The organism is Streptomyces sp. NBC_00104 (genome assembly GCF_045160825.1).
In the GTDB taxonomy this organism is placed as follows: Bacteria; Actinomycetota; Actinomycetes; order Streptomycetales; family Streptomycetaceae; genus Streptomyces.
In genome coordinates this window covers 7294495-7315772 of sequence record NZ_CP108215.1, presented here as the reverse complement: position 1 = coordinate 7315772, position 21278 = coordinate 7294495, and the positions used below count along the sequence as shown (strand labels likewise).

Below are 21278 nucleotides of genomic sequence, written 5' to 3'. Positions count from 1 at the left end.
TTTCTCCTAGCTGAGGCGCACGCGCGGGTCGATGTAGGCGTAGGCGATGTCCACGATGATGTTCAGCATCAGGATGAAGAACGCGCCGAACAGCATCACGCCCATCGTCAGCGGGATGTCCTTGCCGGTCGAGGACTCGACCGCGAGACGCCCGATGCCGGCCAGGTCGAAGGTGTACTCCGTGACCACCGCGCCGGACAGGAGCGCGCTCAGGTCCATACCGATGATGGTGACGATCGGGATGAGCGAACCACGCCAGGCATAACGGAAGAATACGTACCGCTGCCTCATGCCCTTGGCCCGGGCCGTGCGGACATGCTCCTCGGACAGCTGCTCGATCATCGTCGAGCGGGCCATACGCGTGTACTGGGCGGTGAAGATCGTGGCCATGACGGCCCAGGGGATCAACAAGCCCATGAACCAGCCCGCAGGGTCCTCGGTGAACGGCACGTACTTGGGGCTCTCCAACCAGCCGGTGCTGTACACGAAGATGCCGAGGACGATCGGGCCGAGGAAGTAGATCTGGAACGAACTGAGCACCATCGAGGCGCCGCTGACGGCCTTGTCGACGGCGGTACCGCGCTTCCAGGCGGCGATGAGACCGGCGCCAAGACCCAGCACCAGGAAGATGACCAGGCCGCCAAGGGTCAGCGACAGGGTGAGCGGGAAGCTGTCGACGATGGAGTCCCAGACGAAGTCACCGCTCTGGAAGGACACGCCCAGGCACGGCGCGGAGCAGTGCCCCACCGCGAAGTCGCGGCCGACCACGATGCCGGACATGAAGTCCCAGAACTGCGTGGCGATGGACTTGTCGAGGCCGAGGTTCTCTCTGATGACCGCGATGTTCTCGGGGGAGCAGTTCTTGCCGCAGGACAGCTGCGCGAAGTCTTGGGGGATCGTATAGAACAGGAAGAACGTGAAGGCGCCGATCAAGAACATGATGACGACGGCGCCGATCAGCCTGCGGATGAGGAACTGAAGCATGGCGGGTGGATGCTCTCTTCGAAAACGCGGCGGTCGGAGGGGGTGGTACCGACCGCGGGGGTGCGCTCCGCCTGGCGCACACCCCCGCGGATCAGCCGGACTGACGGATTACGGCTGCTTCAGGAACAGGTCGTTGATGTCGATGTAGCTCGACTCCGTGCTGTACCGGGCACCGCCGATGTTCGATCCGAAGAGCTGGATCTGCTTCGAGTAGTAGACCGGGGCGGCCGGGTTGATCTCCTCCACGATGCGGTGGTGAGCCTCTTCCCACGTCTTGGCCGCGGCCTCGGGCTCCTCGGACAGCGCCTTCTCGATGAGGGCGTCGACCTTGGCGTCCTTGATGTGCGAGTAGTTCGAGGCACCGTCGGCGATGAGGGTGCCGTCGTAGACCGGGGTGATGACCGTGGACGGGGAGGACCAGTCCTGGCCCCAGCCGGTCATGTAGAGGTCGAACGGGTTGTCCAGCTTGCCGATCTGCTCGTAGAAGCTGGCCCGGTCGATCTCCTTGGCCTGGACGTCGAAGCCGAGCTTGGCCAGCGTGTCCTTGATGATCACCATCTGGGCCTGGCCGCGCGGGGTGTTGGAGTAGGCGTAGGCGAGCTTGGTGCCGTCCTTGACACCCGCCTCCTTCAGCAGCTCCTTGGCCTTGTCCAGGTCACCGTTGGGCTTCTTCAGCTTGCCGAACGGGTCGTACGACTTGTCGTAGCCCGGGAGGGTCGGCGCCATCAGACCGCCGGCGACCTCACCACCGTAGCGACCACCGTCGGCCTGGACCATGGCCTGGGACGGGAGCGCGTAGGTGATCGCGTCGCGGACCTTCTTGTCCTTCATGTTGGCGCTGTCGAGGTTGAAGGTCATCTGCCACACGTAGGGCTGGTAGCCCTGGATGGTGCGCTTCTTGGCGGCGGCGTTACCGATGACCGTGGACAGCTGGGCCGGGTCCACCGAGTCCGTGAACTGGATGGCGTTCTTGGCCTCGCCCTGGTCGGCGATCAGACGCTTGGTCTGGCTGGCCTGGTCGATGGTGGTGGTGAACTGGTAGCCGTCGACGTACTGGTGGCGCACCGAGTCCGTCTTCTCGTCCCACTGGTCGTTCTTGACCAGGGTCAGCGACTTGCCCGCCTTGTACTCGGAGATCTTGTACGGCCCAAGGGCGGCCGGAGCCTTGTCGTACTTCTCCTTCGTGTCCTGCTTCTCGGGCACGATGGCGTAACCGGCCATGGCCAGGGCCTGCGGCAGGTCCGGGCGCGGCTGGTCGAAGTGGAAGACGACCGTCTTGTCGTCCGGGGTCTCCAGGACGGAGTCCGGCAGGTGCTTGCCCTTGTACGGGCCGTCCGGCAGCGCCTTGCGGTAGTCGGAGCCCGACAGCCAGCTCTGGACGTAGGACGGGCCGTCGAAGATGACCTTGGAGTACTGGCGCTCGATGGTGTGGCGGACGTCGGCCGAGGTGATGGCGTTGCCGTCCTCGTCCTTGACGCCGTCCTTGAGCTTGTACGTCCAGGTCTTGCCGCCGTCGGACGACGTGCCGGAGTCGGTGGCGATGTCACCGACGACCGTCAGGTTGCCCTTGTCGTCCTCCTGGTAGTTCGTCAGCCCGCGGTGCAGCAGGTTGGCGATCTGGCCGGCGTCGGAGACGTAGATCTGGCCCGGGTCCAGGTGGGTCATGTCCGACTGCGCGTACACGTTGATGACACCGCCGGGCTTGGCGCCCTTGACCGGCTCGGCCGGACCGGTGGAGGCGGCGGCGTCACCGTAGGCGACAGGCTTCGACTGCTCGGCGGCGTCGTCCTGGGACTTGGAGTTGTCCTTGGTCTCGCTCTTGCCGTTGTCCGCGCAGCCGGCGAGCGCCAGCGAGCCGGCCACGAGGGCGACGGCCACGGCGCGCGTGGTGCGGTTTCTGATGGGCTTCATGATGCCTATGCACCTACCTGTTGATAGTTGTCCACGAGTACTGCCTGACGGCCCGGGGGTGAACCCGGATCGGGGGTGGCAGTCCCCCCACCCACCAATGGACGATTACCGTCCGGTCTTGGGGTCGAATGCGTCCCGGACGGAGTCGCCGAGAAGGTTGAAGCAGAGCACGAAGACCACCATCGCCACGCCCGGGAAGACCATGAACATCGGGTCCTGCTCGTAGACGTCGGCGCCGACCGCGAACATGCGGCCCCAGTCGGGGGTGGGCTCGACGAAGCCGACACCTACGAACGAGAGGAAGGCGATGGAGAGGATCGTGCTGGGCAGGATGTAGGTGCCCTGCACCAGGATCGGGGTGACGATGTTCGGCAGGATCTCCTTGCGCACGATGCGCCAGGGCGAGGCCCCGGACACCTTGGCCGCCTCCACGAACTCGCGCTCCCGCAGCGAGAGAACCGAGCTGCGCACCAGACGGGCCAGGCCCATCCAGCCGAGGAACCACATCACCAGGATGATGGACACGGCCCGCAGGTAGGTCGGCGTCTCGTCGCGCGGGTCGACGAACAGCGCGGTGACCACGGGCATGAAGGCGATGAAGAACAGCTGCTGCGGGAAGCCGAGGAAGAAGTCGGTGATCCGGCCGACCCAGTAGTCGACCCGACCGCCGAAGTAGCCGCCGATCATGCCGATGAGGACACCGGTGACCACGCTGGCCACGGTGACGATGACCGCCATGTACAGCGAGGTCCGCATGCCGTACAGCAACATCGTGAACACGTCGCGGCCCAGCTTCGGCTCGACACCGAACCAGAACTCACCCGACATGCCACCGAACGAACCGGTGGGCATCGCGAAGTCGTCGAGCAGGAACGGGAAGTCGGGCTCCTGCGCGTAGAGCGTGTAGGGATTCTTGCCGTACAGCTTCGCGATGACCGGCGCGAGCGCGGCGATCACGAAGAAGAAAATCACTACGCACGCGGAGATGACTCCCGTACGGTCCCGCTTGAACCGTTGCCACATCAACTGGCCGGGGGAACGACCCTCAAGCTTCTTCTCACCCTTGGCGGCCTCGGTGGCCGTCTCGAGCTCGGGGTCCAAGGCGACCGCGGACCCGGAGCCCTCGGCCTTGGTTGGACTGGTCATGTCTGTTCTTCCCCCGGGGGGTTGGAGAGTTGAGCGCAGCACAGATACCGGCAGGTTCTGTGGTTTGGGGGAACTTTCGCCAAGTGGGTCAACGCGCGTCAAGGGCGGAAGGCATAGGGATCTCCCTACCGTCCATATTTTGAGCAAAAATTGCAAAGATTGACACCTACGCGCGCTTGACAGGCAAGTTCCGAAATAGACGAATCGGACATACAGGGAACGATTTTTGTTTACATGTCCGAAACTTGATCGCTGGATCACCGATATCCGAACAGCGCTTCACAGCTCACCGACAGTGAACCGAAGGGTCCCGGCCGGAAGTCCAGCCTCCCCCGCACACCCTTCGCACCCTTCTCGGAATCCCCAGTATCCCCACGGGACCTCCCCTGCATGCGGGTACGCCTGAAGCCCGACCCTCCACGAGGCGGAGAACCGGGACTTCTTGACGCTTCGACAGAAGTACAGAAGTACAGAAGTGCAGAAGTGTCGACAGACACTCCGGTACGTGCTGCGGCTTACCAGTCTACACGCGTAGCAACGAACGGAGGAGGCCCCCGACCGATCGAATCCTTGGGCAGGGGCACACGCTCAACTGTCGCCACGACGGCGGCACATGGCGCCCACGACGGGCCACAGCGCCCCCGAGCACGGCCTGGCCCGGTCCCCCGCGGACGGCGGGTGGCCGGGCCGGCTCTCGGTCCGTCAGCCGTGCTTGGCGCGGCTCGCGGCCCGGGCGCGCTCGCGGGCGTCCAGGTTGACCTTGCGGATGCGTACGGCCTCCGGGGTCACCTCGACGCACTCGTCGTCGCGGCAGAACTCCAGGGACTGCTCCAGGGAGAGCTTGCGCGGCGGGACGATCGCCTCGAACGAGTCGGCCGAGGAGGACCGCATGTTCGTGAGCTTCTTCTCCTTGGTGATGTTCACGTCCATGTCGTCGGAACGCGAGTTCTCACCGACGATCATGCCCTCGTAGACCTCGGTGCCGGGGTCGGTGAACAGCACGCCGCGCTCCTGGAGGTTCGTCATCGCGAACGCGGTGACGGCGCCGGAGCGGTCGGCGACGAGCGAGCCGTTGTTACGGGTCGTCAGCGTGCCGAACCACGGCTCGTGGCCCTCGTGGATGGAGTGGGCGATGCCCGTGCCGCGCGTGCCGGTCAGGAACTCCGTACGGAAGCCGATGAGGCCGCGGGAGGGGACGACGAACTCCATGCGGACCCAGCCCGAGCCGTGGTTCGACATGTTGTCCATCCGGCCCTTGCGGACGCCCATGAGCTGCGTGACCGCGCCCATGTGCTCCTCGGGCACGTCGATCGTCATGCGCTCGACCGGCTCGTAGACCTTGCCGTCGACGACCTTGGTGACCACCTGCGGCTTGCCGATGGTCAGCTCGAAGCCCTCACGGCGCATCTGCTCGACCAGGATGGCCAGCGCCAGCTCGCCACGCCCCTGGACCTCCCAGGCGTCAGGGCGCTCGGTGTCGAGGACACGGAGGCTGACGTTACCGACCAGCTCGCGGTCCAGACGGTCCTTGACCTGACGGGCGGTGACCTTGCGGTCCTTGACCGCGGCCTTGTTCTCCGCGCCCTTGCCGGTGCCACCGCGGCCGACCAGCGGCGAGGTGTTCGTACCGATGGTCATCGAGATCGCCGGCTCGTCGACCGTGATCAGCGGCAGCGCGATCGGGTTCTCGGGGTCGGCGAGGGTCTCACCGATCATGATGTCCGGGATACCGGCGACGGCGCAGATGTCACCGGGGCCGGCCACCTCGGCGGGCTTGCGGGTGAGCGCCTCGGTCATCATCAGCTCGGTGATGCGGACGTTGGACATCGTGCCGTCACGCTTGATCCAGGTGACGGTCTGGCCCTTGCGCAGCTCGCCCTGCTCGACGCGGAGCAGCGCGATACGGCCGAGGAAGTTGTCGGCGTCCAGGTTGGTGACGTGCGCCTGGAGCGGCGCCTCCACGTCGTACTCCGGGGCCGGGACGTGCGACAGGATCGTGGAGAAGAACGGCTCCAGGCTGTCGCTGTCGGCGGGGACCGTGCCGTCCTCCGGCTTGGTCAGCGAGGCGACACCGTCACGCGCACACGCGTAGACGATGGGGAACTCGATCTGGTCCTCGTCGGCGTCGAGGTCGAGGAAGAGGTCGTACGCCTCGTTCACGACCTCGTCGATGCGCGAGTCGGGCCGGTCCGTCTTGTTGATGCACAGGATGACGGGCAGCCGGGCCTTGAGGGCCTTGCGCAGCACGAAGCGGGTCTGCGGCAGCGGCCCCTCGGAGGCGTCGACGAGCAGCACGACCGCGTCCACCATCGACAGACCGCGCTCGACCTCACCGCCGAAGTCGGCGTGGCCGGGGGTGTCGATGATGTTGATGGTGATGACGTCGCCGCCATCCTTCGGGTGGTACTTCACCGCCGTGTTCTTGGCGAGGATCGTGATGCCCTTCTCACGCTCCAGGTCGTTCGAGTCCATCATGCGGTCGTCGAGCGACTCGGCGGCGTGCGCGGCGAAGGCACCGGCCTGCTTGAGCATGGCGTCGACCAGAGTGGTCTTGCCATGGTCGACGTGGGCGACGATGGCGACGTTGCGGATGTCGTGGCGCGTGGCCATATTGAGGCGCTTCTCCCGGAGTGTGAGGACGGCCTGCGCTGACATCTGTGTCGCGCGGACCCTGCCGGGCTGGACACGCCACGGCCTCACCCCATGGTACGGGGCCGCCGGGGAGAAGGCCTCCACAGGGGTTCCGGGCCGGCTCAGGCACTCCTGATCTGCGGCGACAGCTCCACCCTCAGTTCGAGACCCAGAGCCCGTGCGAGACGGTCGAGGACAGGGAAGGTCGGTACGGTTCCCCCGCCCTCGAAGCGGGCCACTGCCGATTGAGTCATACCCGCTCGTCGACCGACTTCCCGCTGTGAAAGACCGAGCTCCTGTCGCCGGGCGCGCACGGCCTCACCGAGAGCGAAACGCAGTTGCGCGGCCGCGTACTCCTCCTCGATCTCGTGAGTCATGGGCCGGGCCCGGCGGGCATCCGTGAGGCTGGTTCGCCCGGTTTCCGTCACAGCTCCTCCTCGTCCACTGTGTGGCCTTCAGCCTGGCACTTCTTCATCGCCTGGCGAGCCCGCTCCACCTCGACGAACTCACGCATCCTCGTTTTCGCGAACACGGTGAGCATGACAATGCGTCGCCCGGTGGCGATCCAGTACGTGATCCGTACGCGCGCGGCGCCACAGTAGAAACGCAGTTCCCTGAGCTTGCCGTCGAGCTGACGGGTGTACGGCTCGCCGAGGTGGACTCCTCGCTGTTCCAACAGGTCAAGGTGCATGAGCGCCTGTGCCCAGCGTTTGTCGTCGAGTCCGCCAAGCCATTCGGCGACCTCCGGCTCAAGTTCGACCGTACCCCACGTCATAGCATCGACGCTATGGCCACAGGGGGCCCGCCCGAGATCGATTGGCCCCGGGTTCACTCCATCGTGCGCCTGGCCGCCGCCCCGTGTCGTACAGGGCAGCGGCCGGAGTACGCAGGGTTGATCCCCTACTTTCCTGTGGGCCGCACCGGTCCCTTCGCGCCCTTCTTCAGGAACCCCATGTCCTCGTAGACCGGGGTCTGGAAGCCGAAGGCGCCCGCGTTCGCGAGGCCGCTGCGGGCGGCGACGAGCTGGGGCCGCTGGTAGAGGGGGATGGACCCGGCCGCGGCCCAGATGCGGGCGTCCGCCTTACGGATCAGGGAGCGGGTCTTCGACTCGTCGAGGGTGGCCACGGCCTGGTCGAAGAGCTGGTCGACCCGGTCCGTGCCGACGCGCGTGTAGTTCTGCTCGACGCTCAGCGAGCCGTCGGCGGCCGGTACCGGCTTGGCGTAGATCGGCCGGGCGTCGGTGGCGGGGTACGCGGAGGTCGGCCAGGACCACAGCGCGAGGTCGTACTGCCCGTTCGCGATGTGGTCCTTGAAGTAGCTCTCGTCGGCGACCTTGGAGATCTCCGTCTTGATCCCGACGCGCTCCAGCATGACCGCGATCCGCTCACCGACGGCCCGCAGCGACTCCGTGCCCGGCCCCGACGGCAGCACGAACCGCAGCGTCAGCAGCTTGCCGTTCTTGGCGAGCGGTCCCCGCGCGGTGCCGGCGGGCGCCCGTGTCCCCTGCGGCGCGTACGCGCCGGGCGCGCCGCCCGGCTTGAACTGCTTGCCGTCCTGGGCGAGGTTCTCGTCGGCGTCGTACGGCTTGTTGTCCTCGCCGACGGTGTACGTGCTCTCGTCCGCGGAAGCGGAGGCGGAGGCCGAGGCGGGCTTGGAGGCCGGGGCCGAGGTGGAGGCGGAAGGGGAGGCCGAGGCCGAAGCGGAGGCGGAGGCGGGCTTAGAGGCCGAGGCTGAGGTCGAGGCGGAGGCGGATGGGGAGCCGTTGGAGCCGGGGGCGCCCTTCTCCGTGGTCTCCTCTCCCTCCGCGCCGGCCGCCTTCCTGCTCTCCGCGACGGGCTTGAGGGGGCCGCCCTGTTCCCATCCGGCGTCGGCGAGGAGGGCCCGCGCCTCGTCGGTGTCCTGGCCGCCGAGAGCGCCGCTGCTGTCGGCGTAGTGGGCCTGGCCGGCGAGGGCGAGGTGGCTGCCGACGGGGACGGCGGGCAGGCCCAGGGGTTTCAGGACGAGGGCGGCGAGCTTCTTCCGGTCGATCGCGCGGGCCACGGCACGGCGGACGCGCTCGTCGGCGAGGGGGCCCTCGGAACCGTTCAGGGCGAGCTGGGTGAAGGCGGGTTCCAGGGACCGGCGGACGACGAAGCCGCGCAGGGCGGACTGCTGGGCGGTGTACGCGGCGAGCGCCTCGCGCCGCTTCTTCCGGGCGGTGATCTCGTCGTCCGCGGCCGCCTTGTCCGAGCCGTGCGCGATGGCCCAGGACCGCATCGACGTCGCGGGGGTCACGCCGGAGCCGGGCCCGTGGGCGGGGGAGCCGTTCCGGGCCGTGGCACCGTGCTCGGCCGGAGAACCGCTCCGCGTGAGAGGCCCGGCGCCCCGCGATCCCTTCTCGTCACGGGAGGCGAGCATGATCTGCTCGGCCTGCGCCGCGTCGATCTCGGCGATGTCGACCTTGTCCTCGGCCAGCGCCTTGGCCCGCTCGGTGCGCGGTACGGCACGCAGGACCAGCTCCGAGAGCTTGGCGGGGCGGCCCCACCAGCGGGGATTGCGGGTGAGTGTGACCTCGCCGCCCTTGCGGTCGATGTCCTTCAGCGCGTACGGCCCGGCGGTGACCTTGAGCTTCTTGCGGGCGCCGTCGTTGAAGGAGTCCGGGGTGCCCATCACCTGCTTCGGGTACAGCGGCGAGAACAGCGACTTCCAGTCGGCGTACGGACGGGCGAAGGTGACCCGGACCTCGAGGTCGTTGTCGCCCCGTTCGATCTTCTCGATGCGTTCGTAGCCGGCGTTCCTGGCCGTCCAGTACGCGGAGTCCTTGCCGGACAGGGCCCGCCACTGCGCGGCGAAGTCGGCCGCGCCGATCTCCCGGCCGTCGCTCCACACCGCCTGCTGGTTCAGTTTGTAGAGGACGACCTGCCGGGGCTCGCGGTCGACCACCTTCGCGGACTCCAGGTAGTCCGGGTGGGCCTGGGGGCGTCCGCTGGTGTCGAGGCGGTACATCGACGGCAGGACGGCGCCGGCGATCCGCGCCGTGGCCGGGTCGGCGTCCGCCTGGAACGTGTTGAACGTCTCCGGTACGGCGTCCACGGCCCAGCGCAGGGTGCCGCCGTCGGCGACGAGGTTCCGCGCGGCCGGCGCGATGTCCGGTCCGGCGACGGGTCTGCCCGCCGGGTCCTCCTCACCGCATCCGCTCAGCACGGGCATCGTGAGCACGCCGGCGGCCAGGAACGCCAACGAGCGGCGCGCGGCGCGCGGTCGAACGCGGTCGTGGGGAATCGGCATCACTGCGACCTCCTCGCTCCGCGGTGGGAGAACGGGGACGGGGGTGGCTCTGATCACGTTCGGCGGTATATGGAGCTGATCAGACGGATGCGGCCCACTGAAGAGGACGGGGTTCTTGTAGGACCGGCGACACGACGAGGGACGCGCCGGAACCCACCCGTGCGGCCCAACGCGGCGTTCCTTTGCGCCGGGGGAGCTCGGGGGGGTCGGTCGTATGGCGGCCGCGGGTGCGTAGCGGTTGCCCGCGCAGTTCCCCGCGCCCCTGAAAAGCAGGGGCTGCGCCCCGTGCTTTTCAGGCCCGCGGGGGCCCGATCTTTTTGGGTGCGCGGGGGACTGCGCGAGCAACCACACACCACCCGCACGCGCCGACGCACGGACGCCCCCGAGCTCCCCGGACGTAAAAGAACCCCGCACACCGCTTCCCACCGGCCGGTGTGACGCGCGACACTCGCAGGCGCATGAACGTTGCCGCCTTGGGGCCACCACCCCGTGAAAGCGAGGGCAAGTCATGTCCGTGCACGACGACTTGACGTCGGTCCGGCGCTGCCTGGACGAACTGACCCGGTCCGTACGTCGCCTGGAACAGCAACTGGGCGGCAGCGGCCTGGAGATACGCCGCGTCCGAACCGACGCCGACCACCTGCGCGAGAGCATCGCGTTGCTGGGCGAGGCCGCTCCCGCCCTGGCGAAGCCGCGCCGCCCCGACCTGGTCCCCATCTCCGACACCCCGTACGACAGCTCGCTGTGGACGGACTCGGACGACGAGGGCCTCGGCGCCCGCGACCGCCGCGCACCCTGACCGCCGTAACCGACCACCCCGAAACCCGAGCCCGAGAACCCGAGACGCCAAGAACCCGACCGGGAGTCCCCCGTTGGCCACTGGTACGGAACCACCGGCAACAGAACCCCTTCCACAGCGCGGCGGCGTGCGGACCCGTACGCGCGCCGCGATCTCCGCCCCGCATCTGCGCACCGACCGATGGTGGCTGGCCCCCGCCGCCACGGCCGCCGGACTGCTGGCCTTCATCGTCTACTCGACATGGCGGGCCTTCGCGGACGAGCACTACTACGCGGCCCCGTACGTCTCGCCGTTCTACTCGCCCTGTCTGGCGGAACGCTGCGAGCCCATGCACGGCGGCCCCAACTGGGAGATCTTCGGCGGCTGGTGGGGCATCTCACCGGCGATCATCATCCTGATCTTCCCGCTCGGCTTCCGCCTGACCTGCTACTACTACCGCAAGGCCTACTACCGCGGCTTCTGGGCGTCCCCGCCCGCCTGCGCGGTGGCCGAGCCGCACAAGAAGTACTCGGGTGAGACCCGGTTCCCGCTGATCCTGCAGAACCTCCACCGGTACTTCTTCTACGCCGCCCTGCTCGTCGCCGGCATCCTCACCTACGACACCGTGCTGGCCTTCCGCGACGAGCACTACGAGTGGGGCCACATGGGCCTCGGCACCCTCGTGTTCCTCGTCAACATCGTGCTGATCTGGGCGTACACCCTCTCCTGCCACTCGTGCCGGCACATCGTCGGCGGCAAGCTCAAGCACTTCTCCAAACATCCCGTGCGCTACCGGATGTGGCAGTGGGTCGGGAAACTGAATGCCCGTCACATGCAGCTCGCCTGGGCCTCGTTGGTGAGCGTGGCGCTCGCCGACTTCTACGTGTACCTGGTCGCGTCCGGCGCCTTCGACGATCCGAGGTTGTTCTGATGTCCGTGGTCGATCGACAGGAGTGGGACGTCGTCGTGATCGGGGCCGGCGGTGCCGGACTGCGCGCCGCGATCGAGGCCCGTGAGCGGGGCGCCCGTACGGCCGTGATCTGCAAGTCCCTGTTCGGCAAGGCCCACACGGTGATGGCCGAGGGCGGCATCGCCGCCGCCATGGGCAACGTCAACTCCGGTGACGACTGGCAGGTCCACTTCCGCGACACCATGCGCGGCGGCAAGTTCCTCAACCAGTGGCGGATGGCGGAGCTGCACGCGCGCGAGGCCCCCGACCGGGTGTGGGAGCTGGAGACCTGGGGCGCCCTCTTCGACCGTACGAAGGACGGCCGCATCTCGCAGCGCAACTTCGGCGGCCACGAGTACCCGCGCCTCGCCCACGTGGGCGACCGTACGGGCCTGGAGCTGATCCGCACCCTCCAGCAGAAGATCGTGGCGTTGCAGCAGGAGGACCACAAGGAGACCGGTGACTACGAGTCCCGGCTGAAAGTCTTCCAGGAGTGCACGATCACCCGGGTGTTGAAGGACACGGCATCCGACGGCGGCTCCGCCGCGGGCCGGGTCTCCGGTGTCTTCGGCTACGAGCGCGAGTCGGGCCGGTTCTTCGTCATCGAGGCACCCTCCGTCGTCATCGCCACCGGTGGCATCGGCAAGTCCTTCAAGGTGACGTCGAACTCGTGGGAGTACACGGGCGACGGCCACGCGCTCGCCCTGCTCGCGGGCGCGCCCCTGCTGAACATGGAGTTCGTGCAGTTCCATCCGACGGGCATGGTCTGGCCGCCGTCGGTGAAGGGCATCCTCGTCACGGAGTCGGTGCGCGGGGACGGCGGGGTGCTCAGGAACTCCGAGGGCAAGCGGTTCATGTTCGACTACATCCCGGACGTCTTCAAGGAGAAGTACGCGCAGTCCGAGGAGGAGGGCGACCGCTGGTACGAGGATCCGGACCACAACCGGCGCCCGCCCGAGCTGCTGCCGCGTGACGAGGTGGCGCGGGCCATCAACGCCGAGGTGAAGGCGGGCCGGGGATCGCCGCACGGCGGGGTCTTCCTGGACGTGTCCACCCGGATGCCGGCCGAGACCATCCGCCGCCGACTCCCCTCCATGTACCACCAGTTCAAGGAGCTGGCGGACGTCGACATCACGGCGGAGGCGATGGAGGTCGGACCCACCTGTCACTACGTGATGGGCGGGATCGCGGTCGAGTCGGACACGGCGGCGGCGCGCGGGGTGCCGGGCCTGTTCGCGGCTGGTGAGGTGGCCGGCGGTATGCACGGCTCCAACCGGCTGGGCGGCAACTCCCTCTCCGACCTGCTGGTGTTCGGCCGCCGGGCCGGGCTGCACGCGGCCGAGTACGCGGCGGGCCTCGCCGGTTCGCGCCCCCCGGTGGACGACATCGAGGTCGACACGGCCGCCGCCGAGGCACTGCGCCCGTTCTCCGCCGAGGGCCCGGCGCCGGGGCAGGAGGAGGGACGGCCGCCGGAGAACCCGTACACCCTCCACCAGGAGCTCCAGCAGGCCATGAACGACCTGGTCGGCATCATCCGCCGCGAGGGCGAGATGGAGCAGGCGCTGGAGAAGCTGGCCGATCTACGGGTGCGGGCGCGCCGGGCGGGGGTGGAGGGGCACCGGCAGTTCAACCCCGGCTGGCATCTCGCCCTGGATCTGCGGAACATGCTGCTGGTCAGCGAGTGTGTGGCGAGGTCCGCGCTGGAACGCACGGAGTCCCGTGGCGGCCACACCCGCGAGGACCACCCGGCGATGGACCGTGACTGGCGCCGGATCAATCTGCTCTGCCGGCTCACCGACCCGACGGGCGGGCCGGCGGCCACGCACGCGGTCGTCGGCCGGATCGACCTCACCCGTGAGACCACCGAAGCCATCCGTCCCGACCTGCTCGCCCTCTTCGACAAGGAGGAGCTGGTCAAGTACCTCGCCGAAGAGGAGCTGTACGAGTGAGCAGCTACGAGGAGTCGCGGTCATGAGCGGCTACCAGGCCCGCTTCAAGGTGTGGCGGGGCGATGTGCGGGGCGGCGGCCTGGAGGACTTCGAGGTCGAGGTCAACGAGGGCGAGGTGGTGCTCGACATCATCCACCGTCTGCAGGCGACCCAGGCCCCCGACCTCGCCGTCCGCTGGAACTGCAAGGCGGGCAAATGCGGTTCGTGCTCGGCGGAGGTCAACGGTCGCCCCCGGCTGATGTGCATGACCCGGATGTCGGTGTTCGAGCGGGACGAGACGATCACCGTGACGCCGCTGCGGGCCTTCCCCGTGATCCGCGACCTGGTCACGGACGTGGGTTTCAACTACGCCAAGGCGCGTGAGGTCCCGGCCTTCGTACCGCCGGAGAAGCTCGGCGCCGGCGAGTACCGCATGATGCAGGAGGACGTGGACCGCTCGCAGGAGTTCCGGAAGTGCATCGAGTGCTTCCTCTGCCAGGACACCTGCCATGTCGTCCGCGACCACGAGGAGAACAAGCCGGCCTTCGCGGGCCCGCGCTTCCTGATGCGCGTCGCGGAACTCGACATGCACCCGCTGGACGCGGCGGAGGACACCGGCCTGGACCGCAAGAAGACGGCCCAGGACGAACACGGCCTCGGCTACTGCAACATCACCAAGTGCTGCACCGAGGTCTGCCCCGAAGGCATCAAGATCACGGACAACGCGCTGATCCCCCTCAAGGAACGTGCCGCCGACCGCAAGTACGACCCGCTGGTGTGGCTGGGCTCGAAGATCAGGAGGCGTTCCTCGGCGGGGTGAGGGCCCGAGAACGTGGGTGCCCTTCCGCTCCCCGCCGCGCGGTCGCGGCACAGCGGCGGCGGCGCGGCGAGGTGGCGGCCCGCAGCCACGGCGGCGCGGGCTCGGGCCCGGGCGTCGGGTCGTTGCGGGTGAGGGCCGGTCCGCGCGCGGCCGTCATGGGGTGGTGACGCGACCGGGGCGGGTCGCGAGGTACGACAGCACCGCGTTCGTGAGGAGCGAGCAGGATCAGGCCCGCCAGCCCGAACCCCTCCGCGCGCTCGGTCATCCTGCCGAAGCACCACGGGCGCATTCCCGCGCGGCGGGCGAGCGAAGCGTGGCCCCACGGAACCGGCCGCGTCGCGGCGCGGCGCGGCGCGGCGCGGCGCGGCGCGGCGCGGCGCGGCGCGGCGCGGCGCGGCGCGGCAACGGCAACGGCAACGGCAACGGCAACGGCAACGGCAACATCCACCGCGTACGGATCGCGAGGACGCCGGACACGGCGCCGGACACGGCGGTGGCCGCCAGGGCCGCCGCGAGGCACCCGATCACGATGCGCGTCACGCTGCCCGCCTCCCCCGTGCGAACGTCGATCACGGCATGCCCTCGTCACCGACACCAGGCTCCGCCTCCCCCACTCCGCCCCATCCCACTCGCGGCCGCGCGACACCGGCCATACGCTCCCAAATGTGACGTCGCGTCTGAGAAAGAGCCGAGCGCGGAGCGCCACGTCGCACATAGCCGTGCGCCTGGCCCACACCGCGTTCGGCGGGCTGGCAGCCATGGCCTGGCTCCTGCTGCCCACGACGACACAGACGGCCGCCGAGGGGCCTGCCACGGCACCGAGCGCCGACGAGCGGTCCGTGCTCAGGGCCGTGGAGCCGACCATCAGCGGGCATCCGGCAGCTCCGGCCTCCGACAGGAGACCCCCCGTGCCTCCGGCCGCCAGCGGGCGTGCCGTGGCACCGGGTGACGGCGAACGACCCGTGACTCCGGGCGACGGCGAGCGGTTCGTGGCCCCCGGCGGCGCCAACCCACCCAAGGGCCCGAGCGGCACCGGACAGTCCACCGTTCCGGCCATCGGCGAGCAACCCACGCCTCCGGGCAGCGACGAACGGCTCCTGGCTCCTGGCGGCAGTGGACCCTTGTCCCCGGCCGACGCGGTGTCGCCGGCACCCGCGGCTGTCGGCGCGCGGTCCGTGACTCCGGCCGACGGCGGGGCGGCTCCCACTGACGACGAGGCCTCCGGGGTGGATCTGATCCTGCCGGTGGCCGCCGCGGGGGCGGCGGTCGCCGTGGCCACGTACTCACTCGTACGACGCAGGCGCCGCGCCCAGGTGCGTACGACCCCGACCGGCGTCTTCGAACCGCTGACCACCCCGCTGCCCGACCTCCACCGCCGAGCCCAGCGGCTGCTCGTCGAGACCGACGACAGCGTCCGCACGAGCGCCGAGGAACTCCGCTTCGCGGCGGCCCGACCGGGCCAGGGGGCCGCCGAGCCGCTCCCGGACGGACCGACGGACCACGACGAAGCCGAACCCGACCCGGCGAGCCCGGCGAGCCCGGCGAGCCACGACGAAGCCGAACCATCCGCAGCGCGCCCCGCCGACCACGGCGACCCCGTGCCGTCCGCGGCAGGGTCGGCTGCTACCGACGACACCGAACCACACGCCGAGGGGGCGGCGGGTCGCGACGACGCCGGAACGTCCGTGGCGAGCCCCACCGGCCACGACGCCCCCCAGCCGCACGCAGAGAGGTCGGCCGGTACCAACACCACCCAACCGCACGCCGAAGGGCAGCCCGGCACCGACGACACCGAACCACACGAGAAGGAGTCGGCGGTGGCCGGCCCGGTCCTGTGGCGCCCGGAGGGGCGGGTTGTGCTGGATCTGGCCAAGCCCTTCGCGGAGACTCCCGCGGCGCTGGACGCGGTGCAACCGTTCGTGGAGGCGCTGGCGGATGCGCGGGGTGAGCTGGTGGCGGCCTTCGTGGCGGGTCAACGGCTGGACGAGGAGAGCGACGCCCTGGCGCCCGACGAGGAACGCGCGCTGCTGGAGGAGATCCTCACGCGGTGCACGACGGCACAGCGGCGGCTCGACACGGCGACCCCCGCCTTCGATCAACTCCGGTCCCTGGAGCGCGACATCACCCCGGCCCTGGAGTGCGCGGAGGCCCGCTTCCGCGAGCTGACCGGCCGTACGGCGACCGCGGCCACCACCCTCACCGCCCTCCGCGACGGCTACGCCCCCGCCGCCTCCCTCCCCGTCACCGGCCACGTCGAGCAGGCCAAGGACCGTCTGGTCTTCGCCACCACCGAGCTGAACCGGGCCCGCCAGGCCGCCTACCCGGGCGACCTGGACACCGCGGCCGTCCACCTGCGGGCCGCCGAGGGCGCGATCGACCAGGCGGACTTGTTCGTGACCGGGGTGGAGCGGCTCGCCGCCGAGCTGGCACGCGCCGGCGAGCTCGCGCAGCAGGGCGCCCCCCACACCGGCCCGTACGACGACCCCCTCGACGTCCTCCGCAGCCAGGGCCGCCCGCTCCTCCCGTCCCGCAGCGCGGTCGCCGCCGCGGCCGACTTCATCACCACGCACCGGGGGGCGGTGGGCGCGAAGGCCAGGACCCGACTGTCGGAGGCGGAACGGCACTTGGCGCAGGCGGTGGCAACGCTTTCCGCCGACCCCGACGAGACCCACGAGACCCACGAAACCGACAAGACCGGCGGGGCCCACCAAACCGACGAGATCGACAGGGCCGCCGAGAACACCGGACACCCGCAACTGGCCCAGGCCCACGCTCTCGCCCAGGAGGCCCGGAACCTGGCCGAGCAGGACGTACGGGCGTACGGCAACCCGTACGGCGGCCCGGTCGGCGACGGCCTGGCCGGCGCCCTCCTGGGCGGCATCATCCTCGGCGAGACCCGCGACGGCACCGGCCGGGCCGACCTACGGGGCCCGGCCTGCTACGGCGGAACAGCGACCCGCGCCCGCAGGACATCAGGCGGCCAGTTCTGACAAGCGGTCCGGCGACGAAGGCGAGAACCGCAAAAACCGCAACCGAACCGCTAGAACAGGCTCAGCAACGCCTCCGCCGGATCCGTCAGCCCGTTCTCCCCACCCGGCAACGGCAGTTCGAACCACACGGTCTTGCCGCGCGGCGTACGCCGTGAGCCCCACGCCGCGGAGAGCAGCCCGACGAGCTGCAGTCCGCGTCCGCCCTCGTCGGTGTCGCGGGCCCGGCGCCGACGCGGCTGCACGAGACCCGCGTCCCACACCTCGCAGACAAGCGTCCTGTCGAGGAGCATCCGAAGCCGTATCTCGCCCTCGCCATAGCGCAACGCATTGGTGACCAGCTCGCTGACCAGCAGTTCCGCCGTGTCGATGAGCGGCTCGAGGTTCCAGGCCTGCAGCCGCCCCCGCGCGTACTCACGGGCGCGGCCCACGCTGCGCGGCTCACGCGGCAGGGTCCAGTCGCCGACGGAGTCCTCCGGCAGCCCCTGGACACGAGCCATCAGCAGCGCGATGTCGTCCTCGCCGTGGTGGGTGTCGAGGGTGTTGAGGACGTGGTCGCAGACATCCTCCAGCGACCGGGGTGTGTCGGCGCGCAGCGCGGTCGGCGGTTGGGCGGGGTCGGTGAGCGCGCCCACGAACGCCTGGAGGCCCTCGTCGAGGGGATGGTCACGCGATTCGACCAGTCCATCCGTGTAGAGCGCCAGCAGTGCGCCTTCGGGTAGTTCGACCTCCACCTCCTCGAACGGCTCGCCGCCGACGCCGAGCGGCATGCCGGGCGGCACGTCGAGCATCAGCGCGCTCTCACCGGGCTCGACCAGCACCGGCGGCAGATGGCCCGCGTTGGCGAAGGTGCAGCGGCGGGTCACCGAGTCGTAGACGGCGTAGACGCAGGTGGCGAGGTAGACCTCGGAGAGGTCCTTGTCACGGGGGCGGCCGGCGGACGTGCGGGAGGCCGACTGGCCGCCGCCGGGGGTGCCGAGGCCGCGGGCGATCTCGTCGAGCGCCGAGAGGACCTCGGCGGGTTCGAGGTCCAGCAGGGCCAACGTACGAACAGCCGTACGAAGTTCGCCCATCGCCACCGCTGCCCGCAGCCCGCGGCCCATGACGTCGCCGACGACGAGTGCCGTGCGGTGGCCGGGGAGTTCGATGACGTCGAACCAGTCGCCGCCGACCTCGGTGGCCGCGTTGCCCGGCAGATAGCGGCAGGCGATGTCGAGCCCGGAGGCCTCGGGGTCGCCCGGCGGCAGCAGGGAGCGCTGCAGGATGAGGGCGCGCTCGTGCTCGCGGCGGTAGAGGCGCGCGTTGTCGATACAGACGGCGGCGCGTGCGGCCAGCTCGACGGCGAGGCCCCGGTCGCGATCGCCGAACGGCTCGCTGCCCTTCGTGCGCGAGAACTGCACGAGCCCCACGACGGTGTCGTGCGCGACCATCGGCACCGCGAGCGTCGACTGGATCAGGTTGCCCTCCTCGGGCACCTGCTGGGGGCGTGCGGTGCGCAGGGCGTCGGCGCAGGGGGAGTTGAACGGGTAGTGGTGCACCGCGCCGACCCGCACGGGGGCGGGGCCGCCGACGAAGGGCGCGTCGGAGACGGCGCTGGCGAAGGCGACCCGGCGCAGTTCGGCGCTGCCGTCGGCGAGTCCGGGCGGGGTCTCGTCGCCCATCAGGAGGCCCTGGTAGAGGTCGACGGTGGCGAGGTCGCAGAAACCGGGGACGACGACGTCGAGGAGTTCGCGGGCGGTGGTCTCCAGGTCGAGGGAGTTGCCGATGCGCGTCCCGGCCTCGTTGAGGAGGGCGAGATTCCGCCGGGCGGCGGCCGCTTCACGAGCGGCGGAGCGGCGGGCCGTGATGTCGGTGGCGAGCCAGGCGATGCCGATGGGACGGCCGGTTCCGCTGTGCACGCGGAAGAGGTTGATGGACCAGTGGCGGCGCTCTTCGGAGCCGGGCACGAAGCCCGTGATGTGCATGTCCGTGATCGAGTCGCCGGTCTCCATGACGCGCCGCAGGGTCGCCTCGACCCGCTCGGCCTCCGGGGACTGCAGATAGTCGTGGACGCCCCGGCCGCGGTGGTCGTCGACCTCGCCGCCGTAGATGGAGGCGAAGCGCTGGTTGGCACGCCTTACCCGAAGATCGGTGTCTATCAGAAGGAACCCGAACGGAGATTGGCCGAAAATTGCCTGCGAAGCGGCAAGGTCGGTCTCTATCCGGCGCAGGGTCCGGACGTCCACGACGATGCACACGGCGGCCCGTTCGCCACCCTCCACGGTGGTGGGCATCACATAGACCTCGGCGAGTCCCTCCACCCCGTCGGGGCCCGGCACGCGAAAGGGGACCACCCCGGTCCACTCCCGGCCGTCGAGGACCTCGGCCATCTTCCGCTGGCCCTCTTCACGCCGGTCGGGGTCGATGAACGCCTCGATGGGGTCCATGCCCACGGCCCGCCGCGCCGATATGCCGAACAACTGCTCGGCCCGCAGGCTCCACTGGTCGATGAGCCCGTCAGGACCGATCGAGAACGAAGCCACCTTGATGTAGTCGTACATGGACCCGGGCGGGCTGGTCTGCCACATCGAGTCACCGGTGCCGTGACCACCCATGACGCCCGCGCCACCGGCGGAAGCGCCGGCATCACCGACCCGCACGCCGGACGCACGACTCCCGGACGCACGCCCCTCGGACGCACGACCCGTCGGGTCGTCGCCCGTTTTGTCGCGTGCGGCCCCGCTGTCGCGAGTGGCTCCGCCCAGGCCGGAATCGTCTGCGGCCTCGGGCCTCGCGCGGTCCGACGGGTTCCTGGACCCCGTGGACTCCGTGGCCTTCGCTGGTATCTCGCTCACGCGAACCGTCCCCTCCAGCTCACCGCGTCCGGCTTCGGTCACCAGGGGCGGCTGCCCGCAGTATCCAGCACTACGGCGCCGCGCAACACGGTGTTCACGATCACAGCACGGTCCCGATCGTTTTTGGACCGGCTGGGACATACTCCCAAGTCTTCTAACCAGGCGTTGCCCCCTCGAATCAAAGACTCCAGCCAGCTCTACTGGCTTGAACCAGTCGGTCGCACGCGCGCCCCGGGGAGCCGCCCCCCGCCCCCGGTCCGTACGCCGTGGACTCCCGTCGTGCACCTGGATTTTCACCCCGTACGTCGACAAGGCCGCTCAGCCGGGAACCGCCAGCTCGAACCAGACCGTCTTGCCCGATTCCCCGGGGCGGGTACCCCAGGCCCGCGAGGAACAGGCCACCAACTGCAGACCCCGGCCGCTCTCGTCGTCGACATCGGCCGCGCGCTCACGCGGTGGATCGGGCAGCGGGTCGGAGACCTCGACCAGGAGTGCCCCGGAGGGGCCGGCGGGACGCACGAGCCGTACGCCGATGGGTCCCGTCGCGTGCCGCAGCGCGTTGGTCACGAGCTCGCTCACCAACAAGGCGGTGATGTCCCCGAGCACATCGAGTCCCCACTCGCGCAGTTGCCCTCGCACCACCGCGCGAGCGTCCCGCACCGCCCCCGGCTCCGCCGGAAAGGTCCACTCGGCGCAGTCGTCTCCGCTGTCGATCACGCCGATCACTTCCCAGTCCAGAAGCAGACCCTGTCCGGTTTCATGGGGTTAATGGGCACATACCCGATATCCATCCCGTAGTACCGCGCACGAGGGCGCACCGTGGCACGAACGGCGTAGGGGGCGCACCACGTCAGAGAAGCAGCCCCGCGAGGGGCACGGGGAACCGCGCGGCCGGCCACACTCGACCCGCAGCCCAAAAACCACTCCCCAGACGGCGGCTTGGGACGGCAGCCGTGAAGGGCCGGAGAACCAGCACCCCTGGAGGCCGGAGGCGGAGAACCAGCACCCCTGGAGGCCGAGGGCGGAGGGGCAGCGCCCCTGAG

Annotated in this window: 15 protein-coding genes; 5 read left to right on the top strand and 10 right to left on the bottom strand. The window is 69.7% G+C overall.

Going from position 1 to position 21278, the window contains the following annotated elements; genetic code table 11:
• Positions 1-6: 6 nt before the first annotated feature.
• The 7 genes from OG272_RS32175 to OG272_RS32145 form a co-directional block, all read right to left on the bottom strand.
• On the bottom strand, positions 7-984 hold the full coding sequence (locus OG272_RS32175; RefSeq protein ID WP_327727950.1) for an ABC transporter permease: 978 nt from the start codon (positions 982-984) through the stop codon (positions 7-9).
• A gap of 108 nt (positions 985-1092) precedes the next feature.
• A complete protein-coding gene (locus OG272_RS32170) occupies positions 1093-2895 on the bottom strand; it encodes an ABC transporter substrate-binding protein (protein WP_327727951.1) in 1803 nt (600 codons plus the stop codon).
• 105 nt (positions 2896-3000) lie between these two features.
• Positions 3001-4041 carry an ABC transporter permease gene (locus OG272_RS32165; RefSeq protein ID WP_327727952.1) on the bottom strand — a complete coding sequence of 347 codons (1041 nt, stop codon included), beginning with the start codon at positions 4039-4041 and terminating at the stop codon, positions 3001-3003.
• Positions 4042-4743: 702 nt separating this feature from the next.
• Complete coding sequence (typA, locus tag OG272_RS32160; RefSeq protein WP_326577955.1) at positions 4744-6651, bottom strand: translational GTPase TypA; 1908 nt, start codon at positions 6649-6651, stop codon at positions 4744-4746.
• Between the two features lie 143 nt (positions 6652-6794).
• Positions 6795-7049 carry a helix-turn-helix transcriptional regulator gene (locus OG272_RS32155; RefSeq protein ID WP_327732126.1) on the bottom strand — a complete coding sequence of 85 codons (255 nt, stop codon included), beginning with the start codon at positions 7047-7049 and terminating at the stop codon, positions 6795-6797.
• A gap of 47 nt (positions 7050-7096) precedes the next feature.
• Complete coding sequence (locus tag OG272_RS32150) at positions 7097-7447, bottom strand: type II toxin-antitoxin system RelE/ParE family toxin (protein WP_326577958.1); 351 nt, start codon at positions 7445-7447, stop codon at positions 7097-7099.
• A 125-nt stretch (positions 7448-7572) separates the two neighbouring features.
• A complete protein-coding gene (locus OG272_RS32145) occupies positions 7573-9939 on the bottom strand; it encodes an ABC transporter family substrate-binding protein (protein ID WP_405895360.1) in 2367 nt (788 codons plus the stop codon).
• 508 nt (positions 9940-10447) lie between these two features.
• Here OG272_RS32145 and OG272_RS32140 point away from each other — a divergent pair.
• From OG272_RS32140 to OG272_RS32125, 4 genes are all read left to right on the top strand, one after another.
• The gene (locus OG272_RS32140; protein WP_326577962.1) at positions 10448-10738 is read left to right on the top strand and encodes a hypothetical protein; all 291 of its coding nucleotides are present in this window, start codon (positions 10448-10450) and stop codon (positions 10736-10738) included.
• 73 nt (positions 10739-10811) lie between these two features.
• Positions 10812-11648, top strand: coding sequence for a hypothetical protein (locus OG272_RS32135; RefSeq protein WP_405895359.1), 837 nt, complete (start codon positions 10812-10814; stop codon positions 11646-11648).
• Entirely contained in the window at positions 11648-13615 is a 1968-nt protein-coding gene (locus OG272_RS32130) for a fumarate reductase/succinate dehydrogenase flavoprotein subunit (protein ID WP_327727955.1), read from the top strand. The genes OG272_RS32135 and OG272_RS32130 overlap by 1 nt, the downstream gene beginning before the upstream one ends.
• A gap of 22 nt (positions 13616-13637) precedes the next feature.
• Positions 13638-14414 carry a succinate dehydrogenase/fumarate reductase iron-sulfur subunit gene (locus tag OG272_RS32125; protein ID WP_327727956.1) on the top strand — a complete coding sequence of 259 codons (777 nt, stop codon included), beginning with the start codon at positions 13638-13640 and terminating at the stop codon, positions 14412-14414.
• 261 nt (positions 14415-14675) lie between these two features.
• On the opposite strand, the gene OG272_RS32120 is transcribed toward OG272_RS32125, so the two are convergent.
• The gene (locus tag OG272_RS32120) at positions 14676-14954 is read right to left on the bottom strand and encodes a hypothetical protein (RefSeq protein ID WP_405895358.1); all 279 of its coding nucleotides are present in this window, start codon (positions 14952-14954) and stop codon (positions 14676-14678) included.
• A gap of 125 nt (positions 14955-15079) precedes the next feature.
• On the opposite strand from OG272_RS32120, the gene OG272_RS32115 reads away from it, so the two are divergent.
• Positions 15080-17404: a hypothetical protein gene (locus OG272_RS32115; RefSeq protein ID WP_405895357.1), complete on the top strand. Its 2325-nt coding sequence runs from the start codon at positions 15080-15082 to the stop codon at positions 17402-17404.
• Between the two features lie 50 nt (positions 17405-17454).
• Here the strand turns inward: OG272_RS32115 and OG272_RS32110 are convergent, their stop codons facing one another.
• A complete protein-coding gene (locus OG272_RS32110) occupies positions 17455-20235 on the bottom strand; it encodes a SpoIIE family protein phosphatase (RefSeq protein WP_405895356.1) in 2781 nt (926 codons plus the stop codon).
• A gap of 318 nt (positions 20236-20553) precedes the next feature.
• Positions 20554-20961, bottom strand: a complete 408-nt coding sequence (locus OG272_RS32105; protein WP_326577972.1) for an ATP-binding protein — start codon at positions 20959-20961, stop codon at positions 20554-20556.
• Between the last annotated feature and the right edge of the window lie 317 nt (positions 20962-21278).